This is a genomic window from Kitasatospora sp. MBT63 (genome assembly GCF_000710465.2).
Lineage (GTDB): Bacteria > Actinomycetota > Actinomycetes > Streptomycetales > Streptomycetaceae > Kitasatospora.
On record NZ_JAIZ01000332.1, the window covers coordinates 1 to 16607 of the forward strand.

A 16607-nucleotide genomic window follows, 5' to 3' on the forward strand; every position below is an offset into this window, starting at 1 on the left:
GCCGCCGGCGGTACCGACGGTAGAAGCGGCCCGCCGCCGCGGCATTGCTCGCACCGGCCGACTCGTTGACTTCCGCGGCCCGCCGGTTGACGTCGGGCTGCCCGTCGCGGGGCGGTCCGATCCGGGCTGCGTGAGGGTACCGCCTCATGCCGGGGGTCGCCGGCGTGCCGGAGCGTCCCGAGCAGTCCTTCGGTCAGGCCTGACTGCCCGGGGGTGTAGTCGATCGGGATCCGGCGCCGTTCCACCGGTCGCCAGACTGGGTTGGTACCGACGGAGAAACGAGGTGTGCGATGAAGAAGAAGATCGCAATGGTGGGCGCTACCGCTCTTCTGCTGATGACGGGTACGGTCACCGCCGCCAGCGCCGCAACCACGGTGAACGTGTGCGGTAATTCCTTCAACGGCGGCCCCGCCGGCAATCAGACCTGTACCAACGGCCAGGTGAAGGGGAATACCGGGACCGTGCCGGCGAGCGCTCTTCCGGCGTGGATTCTCAAGCTTCTGGGGTACTGACCGTCCGCCGCCGGCGCAGCCGGACCTCGGCTCACCCCGCGAGGACGGCAGGCGCCGGCGGCGCCGGGACGATCTCGAACTCTCCCGGCTTCTCGATGACCAGATCCGGTGTGGGGGCCGGGATGGTCGCCGGGTTGAAGGCCGGAACGACCACCGTGAAGAGAGCCGGGATGGGGGCTTCGATGATGGCGAGCGGCCCCAGCATGGTGAGGGTGCGCTCGGTGAAATTCGCGGGGGTGGGGATGAGCTCGAATATTCCCATGCCGGGGGTGAGGAAAAGTGGCGGCTCGGTATATTCGACCGGCTCTGCCACCGACAACTCGAGATCCTCGAGAAGGCATGCCGGAAGTCCGTTGACGAGAATGGCCGAGGTGCCGATGATAGGCAGTGTCGGTGGCAGGAATATGACCGGAGCGAACATGGGGACGAGCAGGTCCCCGGATTTCGCAATCAGCCCTGGCATGTGACTCCTCAGGCCGTCCACGGTGAATCGGTGAGTCGCTGCGCCGATCGATTCATGATGAAGCCTGATCATCATAGCGTCGGGCGGCCTCCCCTGCAGCGCTGGCGGCGCCGGTGGGCGGCGGGGCGGCGTCATGCCCCCTGCGGGGTCTCATCCTTCGGAGATCACCTTGGCAGCGTATTCCGTGGCAGATGCCTGGAGATACGCCCCTGCATATCGGATTTCTTCGCGTTGAAGCGCCGTTTCAACGAGGCCCACGGCGAGCCCCCGGGGCTGGACCATCTCATGATGGTGTCGATCGAAGATCGCCAGTTCATCTTCTCTCCCGCCGGAAAGATGGAGAACGTCTGCACATGCAGGACGGATCTCCCCAGTGTCACCGCGGTGACGGGGTGTCCACCGGTACCGGCCGAGCACCCCTTCGTGCGGGTTTCGATGCCCTGGTGCACCGGCCTGCCCGGCCTGCCCGGCCTGCCCGGGCGGAGGGGCGCTCGCACGACGACGTACGGCGCCGGTCCGGCCAGGGCGGCCGGACCGGCGCGAACGGTACCGGTCAACGCTTGGCGTAGACGCTGTCCATGAACTCGATGATCTGCTGATCGGTCAGCCGTCCGCCCTCGCGGTGGCCCATCGCCAGGTCGGCCTCGCTGATCATGCCGACCAGCCGGTCGTTGTCGATCACCGGCATCCGCCGGATCTGGTGCTGCTCCATCTTCTTCAGCACCTCGTCCATGGAGTCGTCCGCCCTCACACAGTGCAGGTGACCCGCCAGCTCCATGGCCTTCATCATCGACGGATCCTTGCCCTCGGCGATACACCGGGTGACGATGTCACGGTCCGTGATCATGCCCTTGAGCTTCTTGTCGGGCCCGCAGATCGGCAGGGCGCCGACGCCCATCTCGCGCATCATCCGCGAAGCGTCCATCAGGGTCTGGTCGGCGTTGATGCACTGGGCGCCGTTGGACATGATGTCACGTGCTGTAATCACAGTGTTCCTCTTTCTCGGGCGCGCCGGTGAAGGCACGGAGTGCAACTGTGCTCACACCGTAGATGCGGCCCGTCCCCCTCGCGCGGGGAGCGCCTCCCCGGGGTGCCGGATCCGCGAATCTCCCTCGGGATACGACGGAAGGGAGGGCCCTCGCGCCGGTTCGAGGGCCCTCCCCGCACAGGTGGCGGATCTACCGCCGGTGGTGCTCGCCGTGCGTCAGAACGTCAGCTTCCAGCTGTTGATGTAGCCGGTGTCGATGGAGTAGAGGTCCTGGACCTTCAGCCTCCAGGTGCCGGCGGCGACCACCTTCGAGGCGTCCACCGTGTACGTGGCGATCACGTCGTCCTCGGAGTCCCCGACGCTGACGTCCTTCAGCCGGTAGGCGGTGCCGTCCGGGGCCACCAGGTCGATGGCCAGGTCACCGCGGTACGTGTGCCGGATGTCCACGTCCACCTTGAGAGCGGTCGGCGCGTTCCCCTCGATCCGGCTGACGGGGATGTCCGAGTACACCGCGTCGCCGTGGTCCGGGATCGACACGGCGGTGGCGTTCTCGAAGGTGGTGATGAAGGCCACCACGTTCCAGGTGAAGCTCGCCGTGGAACTCGCACCGGTCTCATCGGCCACCGTCACCGTCACCGCGCTGGTGCCCAGGGCGGCGGGGGTACCGGTCACCAGACCGGTGGACGGGTCGATCGACAGCCCCTCGGGCAGGCCCGTGGCGGAGTAGGACAGCGCCCCCGGGTTGGTGCTGCCGGCCGCGATCTGCAGGTTGACGGCGGAGTCCAGGGCGCTGGTCTGCGTGCCGGGGCTGGTCACCGAGACACCCAGCGCCATCCGGGGACCGACGTTGATGCCGGCCCAGGCGTTGGCGACGTTGACGTAGGTGACGCTGTTCAGCCCGTACAGGTCCGCCGCAGCCTGCAGGGTCGCCGTGCGGGCGGCCGCGTAGTTGGTGGTGGAGGTCATGTACGTCGACAGCGCCCGGTACCAGATCCGCTGCGCCGCGTCGCGGCCGATCCCGGTGACCGGCAGGCCGTCGGAGGTGGGGCTGTCGTACGCGACGCCGTTGACGACCTTGGCGCCGCTGCCCTCGGAGGCCAGGTAGAACCAGTGGTTGGCCGGGCCCGAGGAGTAGTGGACGTCGATCGAGCTGATGCCCGAGTACCAGGAGTCCTTCGACTTGCCGTCCTTGGAGGGCTTGTCCATGTAGCGCAGGGGCTTGCCGTCCCCGTAGATGTTGATCTTCTCGCCGACCAGGTAGTCACCGGGGTCGGTGGCGGTGCCGGCGTTGAACTCCACGGCGGCGGCCATGATGTCGGAGGTCGCCTCGTTCAGACCGCCGGACTCACCGCTGTAGACCAGCCTGGCGGTGGCGGCCGTGACACCGTGGGTCATCTCGTGTGCGGCGACGTCCAGCGCCGTCAGCGGGTTGGCGTTGCCCGAGCCGTCGCCGTAGGTCATGCAGAAGCAGGAGTCGCTCCAGAAGGCGTTGACGTAGGCGTTGCCGTAGTGGACCCGCGAGTAGGCGCCCACCCCGTCGTTGCGGATGCCGGTGCGGCCGAACACGTCCTTGTAGAAGTCCCAGGTCGCCTGGGCTCCGAACGCGGCGTCGACGCCGGCAGTCTGGCGGTTGCTCTGAAGCCCGTCGCCCCAGACGTCGTCCGGGTCGGTGTACAGGGTGCCCGTGCCGGAGGTGCCGCCGTTGAGGTCGTAGGTCTTGTGCCCGCCGCGCCCGCCGTCCGTCATCGTCCAGGCGGTGCCGGAGGCGGTGGTGCCGATGGTCACCGGGCCGTTGTACTGGCCGGTGCCGAGGCCGGTTTCCACGGCCTGGTACTCGTACAGCTTGGCGCCGCTGGTGGCGTCGGTGATCACGTGCAGCTCGCTCGGCGTGCCGTCGTCCTGGAGACCGCCGACCACGGTCTCCCAGGCGAGGACCGGGGTGCCGGTCGCGGCCCACACCACCGTCCGCGTCGAGTCGGCCTTGGTCGCGGTGGAACCCTCGGCGCCGGCCCGGCCGAGGGCCAGCTCCTGCGCGGAGGCGGCGCTCCGCGCCGGAGTGGTGGACGGGACCGCCACCGAACCCTCGGTGGCCTTGGTGACGCCCTTGAGGGAACCGTTGCCGGCCTGGTGCACCACCAGGTCGCCGCCGAGCACCGGCAGGCCGGCGAAGGTGCGTTCGTACCGGGTGTGCAGGGTGCCGTCGGCGTCCTTGAGCACCGAGCGCGGCAGGAGCTTCTCCTGTGGGCCCAGTTGCAGGGCCTCGGCCGTCCGCTGGGCGGATGCCGCCGCCGAGGTGAGCAGCGCGGACTGCTGCTCCGGGCCGAGGTCGGCGGCCAGGGCGCCGGCTGCGGGCCGCACGTTCGGCGCCGGGGCCGAGCCGGCGGCGGCGTGGGCGGCGGTGGGGAGGCTGACGGCGAGCAGGGCGGCGCCGACGAGCCAGGCACTCACGCCGACGATCGTGGGGGATTGACGTCTCAACGGAACTCCTTCTGGCGGCCCGGTTCGGGCTGGGGAGCCGGCCGGACGGATGCCGACCGGATCGAGCGGAAGGCGCATGAGCGCGTGGCGGACCGCCAGGAGGCCATGTGGGGCCGGGGAACCGAATGACGGAGTCACGCGTCCCGAAAGGGTCGCACTTTGTCAAAGACATGTCATTAGGTCGTGAAACTGGAGAACCGGAGGTTATGGGGGAGGACTGATGAGGCAAACGAGAAGCTCGCCGCGGTCGCCGGCCACCCACGACGGATCACTGAAGGTGCACCCGAGGCGGACCGAAAGGCCGCCCGATCGCCCCTGCGGAGACGAACGCCCTGCGGCCAGACTCGTCAGGCGGAGCCGACCACCGGCCGACTCCGCGTCCCTACGGCCGTGGTCGGACACTCGCGTGCCCCGGCTCGGTCCGAGCATCCCGATCATGGGAGACCGATGGGCACCGACTCGCCGAAACCATCACCGCGTGTCGCGGCCCCCAGGGTGCGCACCCGGCACACGATGCCGTCCTGGCCCGTCCGCGGGCCCGTGATCATCCCTCATCACGGGCCCACCGGGATCCGGGCCCGACACGCCGCCCGGCTGCGCCTCGGGAAACCGCTGACGAAGACCCGGCGCAGGGCACCGGCCCTGCTGGCCGTCCTGACCCTCGCGACCCTCCCGGTCTGGCCCATGCTGGCCCTCTCCGACGACAGCGCCGCAAAACCGTCCGCCGGGTCCGCCGGATCCAGCGAGCCGGACACCGGCGTCGACGGCGGCGGCCCCGCACCCTTCATGGCCACACCGGACAGCGAGTCACCGTCCGCGGCAGGCACGGGCGCAGGCACGGGCGCGCAGCCGGGATCCGCACGACAGCAGATCAACCCGGGCGGCAGCTCGATCCCCGTCACCGTCCTCGCCGCCTACCACCTCGCCGAGAGTGCCATGGCATCGAGCCTGCCCAGCTGCCATCTCACCTGGCAGATGACGGCCGGGATCGGGAAGGTCGAGTCCAACCACGCGTCAGGGGGCAGGCTGACCAGCGACGGTACGGCGGCCCCCGCCATCCTCGGCCCCGTGCTGAACGGGTCGTCCGGGACCGCCGCGATAGGCGACACCGACGAAGGCACGCTGGACGGCGACACGACGTGGGACCGGGCGGTGGGGCCGATGCAGTTCATCCCCTCCTCGTGGGAGCGCTGGGGACAGACCGAACGCCCCGGCGCCGTACCCGACCCGCAGAACATCTACGACGCGGCACTGGCCGCGGCCCGTTACCTCTGCGCCGCAGGCGGCGACCTGAGCACCCCCGAGGGGCTCAACAAGGCCATCCTCGCCTACAACCACTCCGACGCCTACCTCACGGTCGTCCTGAGCTGGATCCGCCAGTACACCTCCGGAGGAGCCGTCACGACGACGGCCGACGCCCCCGCAGGCACGGCCCAGCCCCCCACGGCCGAACCCGCCGCCACCGCACCCGTCGCCACGGCGGAGTCGGCCGTCCCGTCCGAGAGCCCGACCTCCCCGGCGGCCGCGGAGAGCTCCGCATCGCCCAGCACATCGGACACACCCACGGACACACCCACGACCACGCCCACGACCGAGACCCCCACCGCCGCGGCCGAATCCTCCGCAGCCACCGCGGAGCAGGAAGCCCCCGCCCCCTCGCAGGAGGCCACGCCCGAGCCGGCCACCGGCACACCGGAGACGACCGACTCCACCACGGCGGGCAGCGAGGACACCGGGACGCCCGGCACCGAGAGCCCGTCCGGGACGGCGGAGTCGCCCACCCCCTGAGCACCGGCCCCCGGCACGGCCTCCTCCCGATGGGGCGGTACCGCGTCCACCACCGCCGAAGAGGCGCCGCAGTGGAGTACTCGTCTCCGCTGCGGCGCCTCCGACCGGATCCTCGACGATGCCGGTCCGCCGGTCAGGCCCGGTGATGTGCCTTCCGTCGGTCGCTAGTGCTGCCAGACCCGGACATAGTCGACCTGCATGTCCGCCGGCAAGGACGTGACGGCGCCACTCCCGCTGTACACGGCGTTGTTCAGGATCACGTACATGGGCGACGAGGTGATGCCGTTGGTGATCTGGCCGACCTTCACACCGTCGTAGTAGTACGTGACCGAGCCCGGGCTCCAGTCGGCGCCGAAGGTGTGCCAGCCGGTGAAGTCCCCGGTCGCACAGCCGCCGGGAGCACCCGACGTGGAGTAGTGGAAGTGGTAGCAGGCCTGGCCGTCGCCGAGGCCCTCCATCACGTCCAGCTCGCCGGTGTTCGGCCAGTCCTGGCCGTCGGTCCAGAAGGCCGGCCAGTTCGCGATCCTCGAGCCCGAGCCGGGCAGGTATATCCTGGCCTCCATCGCTCCGTAGGTGAATTCGAAGCCGCCCGAGGCCCGCCCGTCATGCGGATTGGTCGACACCAGCCCCGAGGTGTTTTTCTGCTTCAGGACGGTGTTTTTGGACGTGCAGGTGCTTTCGACCGGAACGGCCGTCAGGTGCAGGCTTCCGTCCGAGACCGTTGCGTTCTTGGCGTCGTAGCACTGCGATTCGTTGCCGGCGTTCACCGGGGCCGTGACGCCGTCCCCGAACCATCCCGCCCGCCACTTCGAGTTGTCCAGCGTGGTGCCGGTGAAGTCGTCGTTGAAGACCTGGTGCCAGGTGCCCGGAATGCCCGTGGGGTTCCCGTCGGTCGGGGGCGTGGGACTGGGCGTTGGTGTGGGCGTGGGCGTGGGCGTGGGACTGGGCGTCGGCGCCGGGGTCTTCGCGACGGTGAGGGTCTGGCTGGGCAGGGGATGCCACCCCGTGCTGTCCTGGTACGACCCGAAGACCGTGTACGTGCCGGCGTCGAAAGTACGCTGACCGGTGGTGAGCGTGTAGCCGTTCGAACAGATCGAGACGTTGTTGACCGCGCCTGGGAAGTCGACGTTCTTTCCCGAAGCGTCGCGAACAGCCACCGTCAACGCCTTGGTTTTGACGCAGGTCCTGCTGTTGATGGAGTGAACGGTGAGCTTCGCGCTCGTGGAACTGTCCGGGGCGACGGGCTGTGGGGTGAACGTGAGCTTGTCCACGACAACAGGCAGCGGGGTGGACTGCGCCGCCCACGAGACGGATGTGGAGACGAGCAGGACACCACCGACCGCCGCGGTGGCGATGGCTGCATTGCGGATCTTACGCACAGGGATACCTCCGGAAGACTGCTCGCAGGTTGCTCGCGGATCGCGTCAGGGGTGACCCGGAGGCTCTGGGGCAAGTCAGCGTAGGTGCAACGGGGTTCGCTGTTCGGAGGACTGCGGCGATACTGCCCGGCTGTGCAGGAGGTATGTACCGGATGGGCGGGAGCCGGCACACTCCGGCGGCTGCGCAGGGCCGGCGTCGGCCGACGACGGTGACGGTGACGGTCGTTCAGTCTCGTTCCGCCGACGGAGTACGAACGGAGTACGACGGGAAGGAGTGCCCGGCAGGCTCGATCTCCTGCCCGCACCGCTGCTCGCGTGGGCACGGCAGGCCCCAAGAGCGGCACCAGACTTGGTGTACCCGGCGTGCCCGCGCTCCGACGACGAAGGCCGGAGCCTGCCGGGGCGACGCTCTCCCTGCACATCGGAGCCCGGCTGAAGGGACCTCACGTGGCGTTTCTGAGGGTGTGACCTCCCATGCGACGAGTGAGAACCGTGCCGCCCGAGCTTGCACACCGGGCCCCCCGGCGGATGGGACGGCTGGTCGAGGCCGCACTGAACGGATCGGCCGAGGCCCTGCTGGTGGTCCCGGGCGGCCCGGGCACGGGTGGCGACCTCAGGAGAATGGCACCGGAGAGGGGCGCCGCGGAGGACACCGCGCTCATCATGATGACCTCGGGGCCGCCCGGGGACCCCAAGGGGGTCGAGCTGTCCGCGGAGGCCCTGCGCCGTGCCGCCGCGGGAATGCACGAACGGCTCGGCGGGCCGGGCCAGTGGCTGGTCGCCCTGCCGTGTTCGCACATCGGCGGGATGCAGGCGATGGTCCGCTCGTGGGTGGCGGGGATCCCCCCGGTCGTGATGGATCCGGGCCGATTCGACCCGCGTGAATTCCTGCGCGCCGTGGACCGGATGGATCCCGGTGTCCGGCACTTCACCGCGCTCGTCCCGACCCAGCTGGAACGCCTGCTGGAGGCCGGGGCTGATCTGTCCGCTCTGGACGGCATACTCGTCGGGACGAGCCGGACACCCGGGCACCTGGTTCACCGGGCCCGTGACGCCGGGGCTCAGCTCAGGCTGAGCTACGGCATGACCGAGACGTGCGGCGGGTGCGTCGTGGACGGCGTGCCGCTCGACCACGTGCGGATCCGGCTGGGAGCCGGCGGCCGGATCGAGATCGGCGGGGCCGGGGTCGCCTCGCGCTACCGGCTGGATCCCGTGAGGACCGCGTCACGGTTCCGCAGCGGCTACTTCCGGGCGGCGGACATCGGCGGCTGGGAGGCCGACGGGACCCTGAAGGTGGTCCGCCGGGCGGACGACGTGATCTCCAGCGGTGGAGTCGAGGTGTCTGCCGCGGACGTGGAGAGCTCCCTGCGCCGCCACGAGCACGTTCGCGACTGCGCGGTCGTCGGATTCCCCGACGACGTAGGGGCGGAGCGCATCGTGGCGATCGTCGTACCGGACGACGGCGCCCGGGTGCCGTCGCTGTCGGAGCTGCGGCGGCACGTGATGGCGGACTCGGCGTGGTACCGGGCGCCCCGCCAGCTGATCGTGCTCGACTCCCTGCCCTGCGGGCCGGCCGGGCAGGTGGACAGGGCGTTGCTGAAAAGACTCCCGAGCCGTTCCTTGGCGGACGGTGACGTGGTGGGTGAAGACGGTGTCCACAAGGTTCTCCGGATGGAGACACGGGAGTAGCGGCCTACCCGGCACCCGGCCCGTGCGCGTGCTTCACAGCCACCCCAGGAAACCGAACACCGCGAGGGCGACGGCGTCCAGCCCGAAGAGGCAGCCCACCGCGAGCGCCTTCATCCGCACGGTGCGGATGTCGTACACCCAGAAACACGCGAGGAACAGCGGCATGTAGCCGGCCAGCCAGATCGGCAGCGGGCTGCCCGCCTGCCACCACGACCAGTCCCAGGTCAGGACACCGGCCTTGTTGAGCATGACCTCGACGCCCACCGCCAGGGCGGAGTTGACCGCGGCGAACACGTAGCGGTTCGGAATCCCGGCTATCCGCAGGCGGCGATCGGCGGGCAGCAGCTTCGCTGCCACCACACCCATGATCGCGAACATCAGGCAGATCTCCATGTTCAGCCCGATGAGGATCTGATAGGCCGTCGGCCCCGTGGCGCCCCACATCGGTGCGCGACCCGTGGCGTGGAACACCAGGCTGTTCCAGATCTCGTTGAACCAGTCCGCACCCCACAGGGCGAGGCCCGCGAAGAGCACGTTCCAGTTCCTGCGCTCGACCTCCGTCGCGTAGACGTACAGCACGACCAGCAGGATCGGAATGACGTACCACTGGAAGTGGCCCGTCTCGCGGAGCTGCTCAAAGGCTCGGCGGGCGTGCTCGGTCATGCGTCCTCCGCTTTCCTACTCATTGGTAGCACGGAGTATGGTGCACGCGATCACCACCGTCCATAGCCCTGACGCGGTCATGATCGGCCTCTACCGCAACGTCTTCCGTTGTGTGACGATGCTGCGCGGCCCGGTCCGCGCCCCCGGTACTCCGTGGGAATGCAGCGACCGGAAGAGGAAGGCGACCGCACAGATGTGGGTGGGCAGACGACGCCTGGTGGAGGAAGTCCTGTTCCAAGCCGCCGCCTTCGGCGAAATCTGGGCGGCGAGGACGGGCAACCGGCCGTTGCAGCTCGCGACCAAGCCCGTTGCGGTGCCACTCCTCGCGCTCAAGGCGTTCCGCCGCCGAGGAGAGCTGCGCCCCGGCGAACTGCCGCTGCTCGCCGCCGGCCTGGCCGCGGCCGGTGTGGGTGACTACTACATGTCACGGTCGGACGACGACGGCCAGATCATCCGCGGAGCGGCCGCATTCGGTGCCATGCAGCTCCTCTACTCCGGGTTGCTGTGGCGTCGAGGCAACCGGTTCACCCGCCGCACCGCCGCGGTGCCGGCGGCGGCGTGGGCAGCGGCAACGGGGCTCATGGCGATCCGGCGCGGGCGCACGGGCCCCGGCGTCCCGGTCACCCTCTGCGTGTACGCCGGAACGCTGGCCGCCACAGTCGCCCTCGCGCAGGACCCGCGCCCGGCCCGCCTCGGACCGTCCGCCTCGGGTTTCGTCCGGCCGACGTCCGACCGCCGCACCTGGCTGGCAGGTGGTGCCGTGCTCTTCGCGCTCTCCGACACGGCGATCCTGATCCGCCGGAGCCTGCTCACCGACGAACGGCTGAAGGCCGCCGCCCAGACGTTCGTCCTCTCCTCCTACAACATCGCCCAGTGGCTGATCGTGGAGGGCATCCTCTCGCAGGGGGCCCGGCCCCTGGCCGACCGGGATCCAGCAGGGGATGCGTCATAAGGCACGTAGGACGGCGCTGTCGGCACCGGGGACGCCGTGGCGGCCGGTCCGGCGTGGTGTCTCCACAGGTGGCAGGCGGCTGCGAGTTCGGTTAGTACTGGAATACTTGCTGCCCCGAGGGAGATCCTGTGACTGACAAGAAGCGCGCCGATTTCGATGCCATCGACACCAACCATGACGGTTTTATCACCGCGAAGGAATTCAGGGAGGCCCTCCAGACCCCCAGCGGGCAAATCTCCGAAGCCAACGCGAATGCCTTCGTGAAGCTCGCCGACAAGAACGGGGACGACAAGATCAGCTTCGAGGAGTACGACGCGATCACACGCTGAACGAGTCCCGATCGTACGAGGGCGGCCACGGCGCATGCGCGGTGGCCGCCCTCGTCGTCGGCCACCGCGGGCCGAGCCGTCCCACGGTGGCGGCGAGTCGCGCTGTGCGTACCGCATGACCGAGTAACGCGACGTCACATCATCGAGGTCCTGGGCCACCGCAACTTCACCTGCCCGCCCACCCCGGCCCGCCGAACTGCGCCTTCCGCAATCGCCATGACGACGCCACCGTCGTCCTCGGCCGACCGACCGGACGGGGCCGCGACGGGATGCGACGCGACGCGCAGGGTGGAACCGCGGGGCCACCAGGCGCGGGAGATCGGGCAGCCGCTCGGGCAGAGCACGCAACCGGCAACGCGGGCCCCGGCTTCCCCACCGCGCAGAGTGGGCCTTCCCTTCCCGGCCGTCCACCGGTTCACGACCCCGGCCCGTACCGAGTCCGCGGCGGCGGACCACTGATCCCCGTGCGGGTACCGAGCCCCGCCGGTCGTGGGCTCCGACGACATCTCGACGGGTGGGCGGGCACCGCGGATCGGCGCTGCCCTTTCGTCCGCCGCGGTCCTGACGAGGGCTCCGAGGCTGTTTGATGCGCCGCACAGGCCGTGCGTACGGTCCGAAGCTGTCGGCCCCGAACGTACCGCTTCCATCAAGGCCGCGCCCCGGTCCTTGTGAGAAGGCCACCGCTTGCGTCCGGGAAGCGCATCTGGAGTGTTGTCCATGCATCCGATCACCGTCCTCACCCTCTGGCTCGTCCATGCCGCCGGCCGCGGCCGGAGAATGCTCGCAGACCTGACGAGCGCCCCGCCGTCGACGCTGTGGAGGACGAACCGCCGTGGTGCGCTCTGGGTCGGCGCGCTGACGACCGCACTCGTCCTCATGCTGACCGTCCACGGACCGGAGTCGCAGACCGTGCACCCCACCACACCCGGAAGTTCGGCGTTCACCCGCCCCGGTGAGCGGATCGCCAGCGTCGGGCAGATCCAGACCGCCGAGCCCAAGCCCTACCGGCAGACCTCCCGCCACCCCGAGCAGCGGCACGCCGCGATAGCGCCGAACCTCTCCCCGCGCACCGAACCGGGCACGGGACAGACGGCCGCACCGCAGCCGCGGCACAGCCAACCCGCCGAGACCTCGCGACCCGCACAGAAGGAGCAGCCCGCCGCGCCTTCCACGGCCGCCGCCGACACCCCCCGGACCGACGGCCGGGAATCCCCCTCGCACCCGAGGCAGGGCAGTGACGAGGCGAAGGCGGCACCCCACGCCAGGCCCGGACGAACCACCGAACCCACCACCGGATCCACGACCGAACCCGAGGCCGCACCCGAGGCCGCACCCGAGGCCGCACCCGAGGCCGCCGCGCCGAGCTCCCCGACGGATTCCGCCAAGCGTCAAGGCTGGTCCAGCCCCGTCCCCGGCGCCAGGGTGACCAACCCGTTCGGAAAGCCCGACGCGGGCTATGCAGCCGGCTACCACACCGGTACCGACTTCGGAGTGCCGGTGGGAACCGCCGTCCTCGCCGTCTCGGACGCGACCGTCGTGTCCGCCGGCAACGCCGGGGCCTACGGTCAGCAGATCGTCCTCAGGCTGAAGGACGGTAAGTTCGCCCAGTACGCCCACCTGTCCAGGCTCTCGGTCACGGCCGGCGAGACGGTGCAGGCCGGCGAGCAGATCGGCAGGTCCGGCAACACCGGGAACTCGACCGGCCCCCACCTGCACTTCGAGATCCGCACCGCGAACTCCTACGGTGCGGTGATCAACCCCGTCGCCTACCTCCGGTCCCACGGCGCGGACAATTTCTGACCCATCCCGCCGCTGGTGCGCGAAAGCCTGTCCGTTCCGGCACCTCCGCCCCAGGGACCGGCGGCGAGTATGAGGTGAACCGGTCCGTACCCGCTCAAGACAGGAGCCGCAACCATGCCCGTCCACGGTGCCCAACAGAGGGCGAAGATCGGGATTCACCTGCAAGAGGACGGTGAGAACTTCGTAGCGCAGATGCAGCTGGACAGGAACGTCCTCGCCGACCTCCTTCAACTCGGGAGGATCACCATACTCGCGAAGGACCTGCAGATCGGCGGAGAGGTCGCAGACCGGCCGGTCCGATACCTCACCCTCGACCTCAGCGACTGAATGATCCGTCGGGAACGCTCCAGCGATTCGCAGCGAAGGAATCGGAACGTGTCGTACGCTCCCGGCCCCGACAAGTTCATCATCGCCGTTCTCGTCGACATCATCCGGGACTACCTGGGCCTCACGGTGGCCAGCGGCACCGCAGCCGGCAGATCCATTCCCCTGGATCTCGACTCGCTCTCGCAGGTCGAATTCGCCGTAGGTATCGAGAACCGGTTCGCCATCACCCTAACCGACGATGAGACCCGCTCGCTCACAACGCTGGGCAACGCGGTCGAAATCATCCGGACCAAGCAGCATCCGACGGCCCCCGCAGCGCCACCCAGGCACGGGAACGGCGGATCCCCGCCGCATCCGTGACACCACCCTGACGAACCACCCCGGCCCCCTGCACCCCTGCACCCCTGCACCGGGACACCGGCAGATGAGACCGCGACCGGCGGGAGGGCGTGTTCTGCTGGCATCTGCCGGTGCCACTGGGATTGGATGCAGATGCTGTCCAGGCAGGTACCGGAGCCGGAGACGAGAGCGGGGCACCAGGGTGGATTCGGCCTACACCGAGTTCGTAGGGCGTGCCGCGGAGCTCGCGGTGGTGGCCGGGTGCGCCGCCAAGGCCGCCGACGGCGTGCCCTGGCTGGTCGTCGTCCAGGGGGAGGCGGGAATCGGGAAGACCGCCCTGGTGCGCAAGACCGTGGCCGCCCTGGACGACTTCTCACCGTGGTGGGCCGTCTGCGACCCGGCCGAGCAGGACTACCGGTTCGGCGCGGTGGAGCAGCTCCTGCGCCGAATCCCACGGGCGGACCTCCAGGACTACCCCCTGCTGTCACGCATCCCGGAAGGAGCCCCTCCGGTCGAGGTCGGAGCACAACTGCTCCGGCTGCTCGGCACGCTCGAGGAACGCCGGCCGGTCGTCCTGGTCGTCGACGACATCCAGTGGATCGACGAGGCGTCCATGGGAACGCTGCGCTTCCTCGTACGGCGGTGGTGGAGCGAACGCGTCCTGCTCGTGGCCACCAGCCGCACCGGCTCCCGCGGGACACTGCCGGACCGGGCCCGGGCCGGCGAGAAGACGGCATCCGAGCGACTGATCGCGGGAGTCGAGCACGCGACCACGGTGACCCTGCGCGGACTGGACCGGGCCGAGGTCTTCGCGCTGGCCCGCGCCACCGGCTCCGAGGGCCTGACCACCCGGGCGGCGGAGCGGCTGCGCGCCCACACCGGCGGCCACCCCCTGTACGTGCGCTCGCTGCTCACCCAGGTACCGGCGGACGACCTGACCGACCCGCAGAGCACCCTGCCGGTTCCCGAATCGCTCGCGGCCACCGTGCGTCAGATCCTTGCCGGCCTCGACGAGAGCTCCCGGGGCCTCGTCGAGGCCCTCGCCGTCCTCGACACACAGGTCCCCCTCGCCGTGGCCGCCGAAGTCGCAGGGATCGCCGACGCGGCCACTGCCCTGGGGGCAGCCCTCGCCTCCGGCCTGGTCGAATGGTGGCCGGAGGCCGCCACCACCCTCCTGCAGCTGCGCCACAATCTGCAGCGCGACGCCGTCTACGAAACGATCACCCCTCCTCGGCGGCGTCATCTCCACGCCTCCGCCGCCCGGTTGGTCGACGTCAACGCGTCCTGGGCGCACCGGGTCGCGGCCACCGACCGTTCCGACGCGGCGCTGGCGGACGAACTGCAGACCGAGGCCGAACGGCAGGCCGCCGCCGGACAAGGCGCCCGGGCCGCAACCTTCCTGCTCTGGGCGGCAGACCTGTCCGAAAGCCGGCCGGTCCAGGAACAACGCCTCCTGGCGGCCGTCACCCAGCTGCTCCAGGTCAGCGACTACGCGCGGGGATTCGCCCTGGAAGATGCGGTCAGCCAGTGCACGCCCTCCGCCGCGCGCAGCGGGGTGCTGGGCCGACTCGCCTTCGGGCGGGGAAGCTTCAGCGTGGCCAAGGATCTGCTGACCCAGGCGGTGGCTCAGGCCGATGCGGGAGGGGACACCGAGACCGCCGCCCTGTCCCTGCTGTGGCTCGGAGGGGTCCTCGTGTGGCAGAGCAGGGGAGCGGAGGCCCTGCCGGCTCTGCGGAGGGCGCTGGAGCTGGGCCCACCGGACCCGCAGTTCGTCGGCTACGCCGAATATCTCTGGGTACTCGCCTCGGAGTGGATCGACGGGCCGCGGCCGACGCTACAGGGCTTCGAGGCCCGCCACCCCGGCCTGTCGCAGGACGCGGAGATGGTGCCGGTGCCGGACAGCGTGCTGCTCCGTGCCAGGAGCATCGCCTGCGGAGCGATGGGTTACCTGCACCGGGCCACCCAGGACCTGGTGACGCTGACCAGACGCCAGCGGGACGGGCAGGTCGTGGACGTGCGGGCGACGGACTACTTCATGCTGGCCTCGCACCAGTACTGGTCGGGCCGGTGGGAGGAGGCACTGGTCAGCGCCGAGCGTGCGCTCGGCCTGGCGGCCACCAACGGGCCGTTGTCCGGGCGGGCGCCGGGACAGGCGGTCGCCGCCATGGTGGCTGCGGGACAGGGGCGTTGGGATGCGGCCGAGGAGCACTGCGAGGCATCCAGGGAAGCGGCGCGCAGCAGCGCCGTGTTCTCCGACTCGATCTACCCGGCCATGGCCGCGGCGGTGGTCGCCCAGGCACGGGACGACCTGGACGGGATGTTCCGGGCGCTGCAGCCGGTTCACGAGGGTCCGCAGACCGGCAGTATGTTCTCGTGGCGGTTGATCTGGCTGCCGCTGTTCGCGCAGGCGCAGATCGGGGTCGGCGAGCTGGACCGGGCTTCCGGCACCCTGGCGCAGATCCGGGCGCTCGACGTGCCCAGTCTGCAGGTGGGCATCCGGTGGCTGGAGGGGCTGCTGGCCGAGGGCCACCGGGACCCCGAGGCGGCGGAGCGTTGGTACCGCGAGGGCATCGGCCTTCCGGCGGCGGCGGACGACATGCCCCTTCACCGGGCTTTCGTCGAGCATGCCTGCGGCCGGGTGCTCGTGGCCAGGGGCAGGACGCAAGCCGCCGCCGACCATCTGCAGGCCGCTCGCGGCCGCTACGACGCGTTGGGAGCCGCACCGTTCTCCCAGCGGGCAGAACAGGAGATGGCCGGCATCGGCACGTCTGACGCGGTGCGCAGCCCGCTCGGTGTCCTCACCCGGCTGACCGAACGTGAACGCGCGGTCACCCACCTTGCCGCCCAGGGTCTCACCAACCAGGAGATCGCCAAGGAGCTCTACGTCAGTGCCAAGACCG

14 protein-coding genes are annotated in these 16607 nt (G+C 70.2%); 9 read left to right on the forward strand and 5 right to left on the reverse strand.

Going from position 1 to position 16607, the window contains the following annotated elements; genetic code table 11:
* The first annotated feature begins 290 nt into the window (after positions 1–290).
* Positions 291–512, forward strand: a complete 222-nt coding sequence (locus tag AA75_RS19880) for a hypothetical protein (RefSeq protein ID WP_033821469.1) — start codon at positions 291–293, stop codon at positions 510–512.
* Positions 513–543: 31 nt separating this feature from the next.
* Here the strand turns inward: AA75_RS19880 and AA75_RS19885 are convergent, their stop codons facing one another.
* The 3 genes from AA75_RS19885 to AA75_RS19895 all read right to left on the reverse strand — a co-directional run bounded on the left by AA75_RS19885 (position 544) and on the right by AA75_RS19895 (position 4411).
* The gene (locus AA75_RS19885) at positions 544–975 is read right to left on the reverse strand and encodes a hypothetical protein (RefSeq protein WP_149038262.1); all 432 of its coding nucleotides are present in this window, start codon (positions 973–975) and stop codon (positions 544–546) included.
* Positions 976–1528: 553 nt separating this feature from the next.
* Complete coding sequence (locus AA75_RS19890; RefSeq protein ID WP_033821471.1) at positions 1529–1963, reverse strand: CBS domain-containing protein; 435 nt, start codon at positions 1961–1963, stop codon at positions 1529–1531.
* Positions 1964–2179: 216 nt separating this feature from the next.
* Positions 2180–4411, reverse strand: coding sequence for a M4 family metallopeptidase (locus AA75_RS19895; protein ID WP_233289101.1), 2232 nt, complete (start codon positions 4409–4411; stop codon positions 2180–2182).
* Between the two features lie 543 nt (positions 4412–4954).
* Here AA75_RS19895 and AA75_RS19900 point away from each other — a divergent pair.
* A complete protein-coding gene (locus AA75_RS19900) occupies positions 4955–6229 on the forward strand; it encodes a lytic transglycosylase domain-containing protein (protein ID WP_051812829.1) in 1275 nt (424 codons plus the stop codon).
* Positions 6230–6393: 164 nt separating this feature from the next.
* Here the strand turns inward: AA75_RS19900 and AA75_RS19905 are convergent, their stop codons facing one another.
* Entirely contained in the window at positions 6394–7608 is a 1215-nt protein-coding gene (locus AA75_RS19905; RefSeq protein ID WP_033821473.1) for a family 16 glycosylhydrolase, read from the reverse strand.
* A 474-nt stretch (positions 7609–8082) separates the two neighbouring features.
* Between AA75_RS19905 and AA75_RS19910 the strand changes: the two genes are divergently transcribed.
* Entirely contained in the window at positions 8083–9297 is a 1215-nt protein-coding gene (locus tag AA75_RS19910) for an AMP-binding protein (protein ID WP_082526670.1), read from the forward strand.
* Positions 9298–9330: 33 nt separating this feature from the next.
* Here the strand turns inward: AA75_RS19910 and AA75_RS19915 are convergent, their stop codons facing one another.
* A complete protein-coding gene (locus AA75_RS19915; RefSeq protein WP_033821474.1) occupies positions 9331–9960 on the reverse strand; it encodes a hypothetical protein in 630 nt (209 codons plus the stop codon).
* 37 nt (positions 9961–9997) lie between these two features.
* Between AA75_RS19915 and AA75_RS19920 the strand changes: the two genes are divergently transcribed.
* The 6 genes from AA75_RS19920 to AA75_RS19945 form a co-directional block, all read left to right on the forward strand.
* Positions 9998–10912 (forward strand): lysoplasmalogenase family protein, encoded by a 915-nt coding sequence (locus AA75_RS19920; protein ID WP_199520366.1) that lies wholly within the window; start codon positions 9998–10000, stop codon positions 10910–10912.
* 128 nt (positions 10913–11040) lie between these two features.
* On the forward strand, positions 11041–11241 hold the full coding sequence (locus tag AA75_RS19925) for an EF-hand domain-containing protein (RefSeq protein ID WP_033821475.1): 201 nt from the start codon (positions 11041–11043) through the stop codon (positions 11239–11241).
* A 717-nt stretch (positions 11242–11958) separates the two neighbouring features.
* On the forward strand, positions 11959–13041 hold the full coding sequence (locus AA75_RS52145; protein WP_051812833.1) for a M23 family metallopeptidase: 1083 nt from the start codon (positions 11959–11961) through the stop codon (positions 13039–13041).
* Positions 13042–13155: 114 nt separating this feature from the next.
* Positions 13156–13368 (forward strand): hypothetical protein, encoded by a 213-nt coding sequence (locus AA75_RS19935; protein WP_033821476.1) that lies wholly within the window; start codon positions 13156–13158, stop codon positions 13366–13368.
* Positions 13369–13416: 48 nt separating this feature from the next.
* Positions 13417–13728 carry an acyl carrier protein gene (locus tag AA75_RS19940; RefSeq protein WP_033821477.1) on the forward strand — a complete coding sequence of 104 codons (312 nt, stop codon included), beginning with the start codon at positions 13417–13419 and terminating at the stop codon, positions 13726–13728.
* Between the two features lie 181 nt (positions 13729–13909).
* The coding region (locus AA75_RS19945) for an AAA family ATPase (RefSeq protein ID WP_033821478.1) at positions 13910–16607 on the forward strand (2698 nt) is incomplete at its 3' end.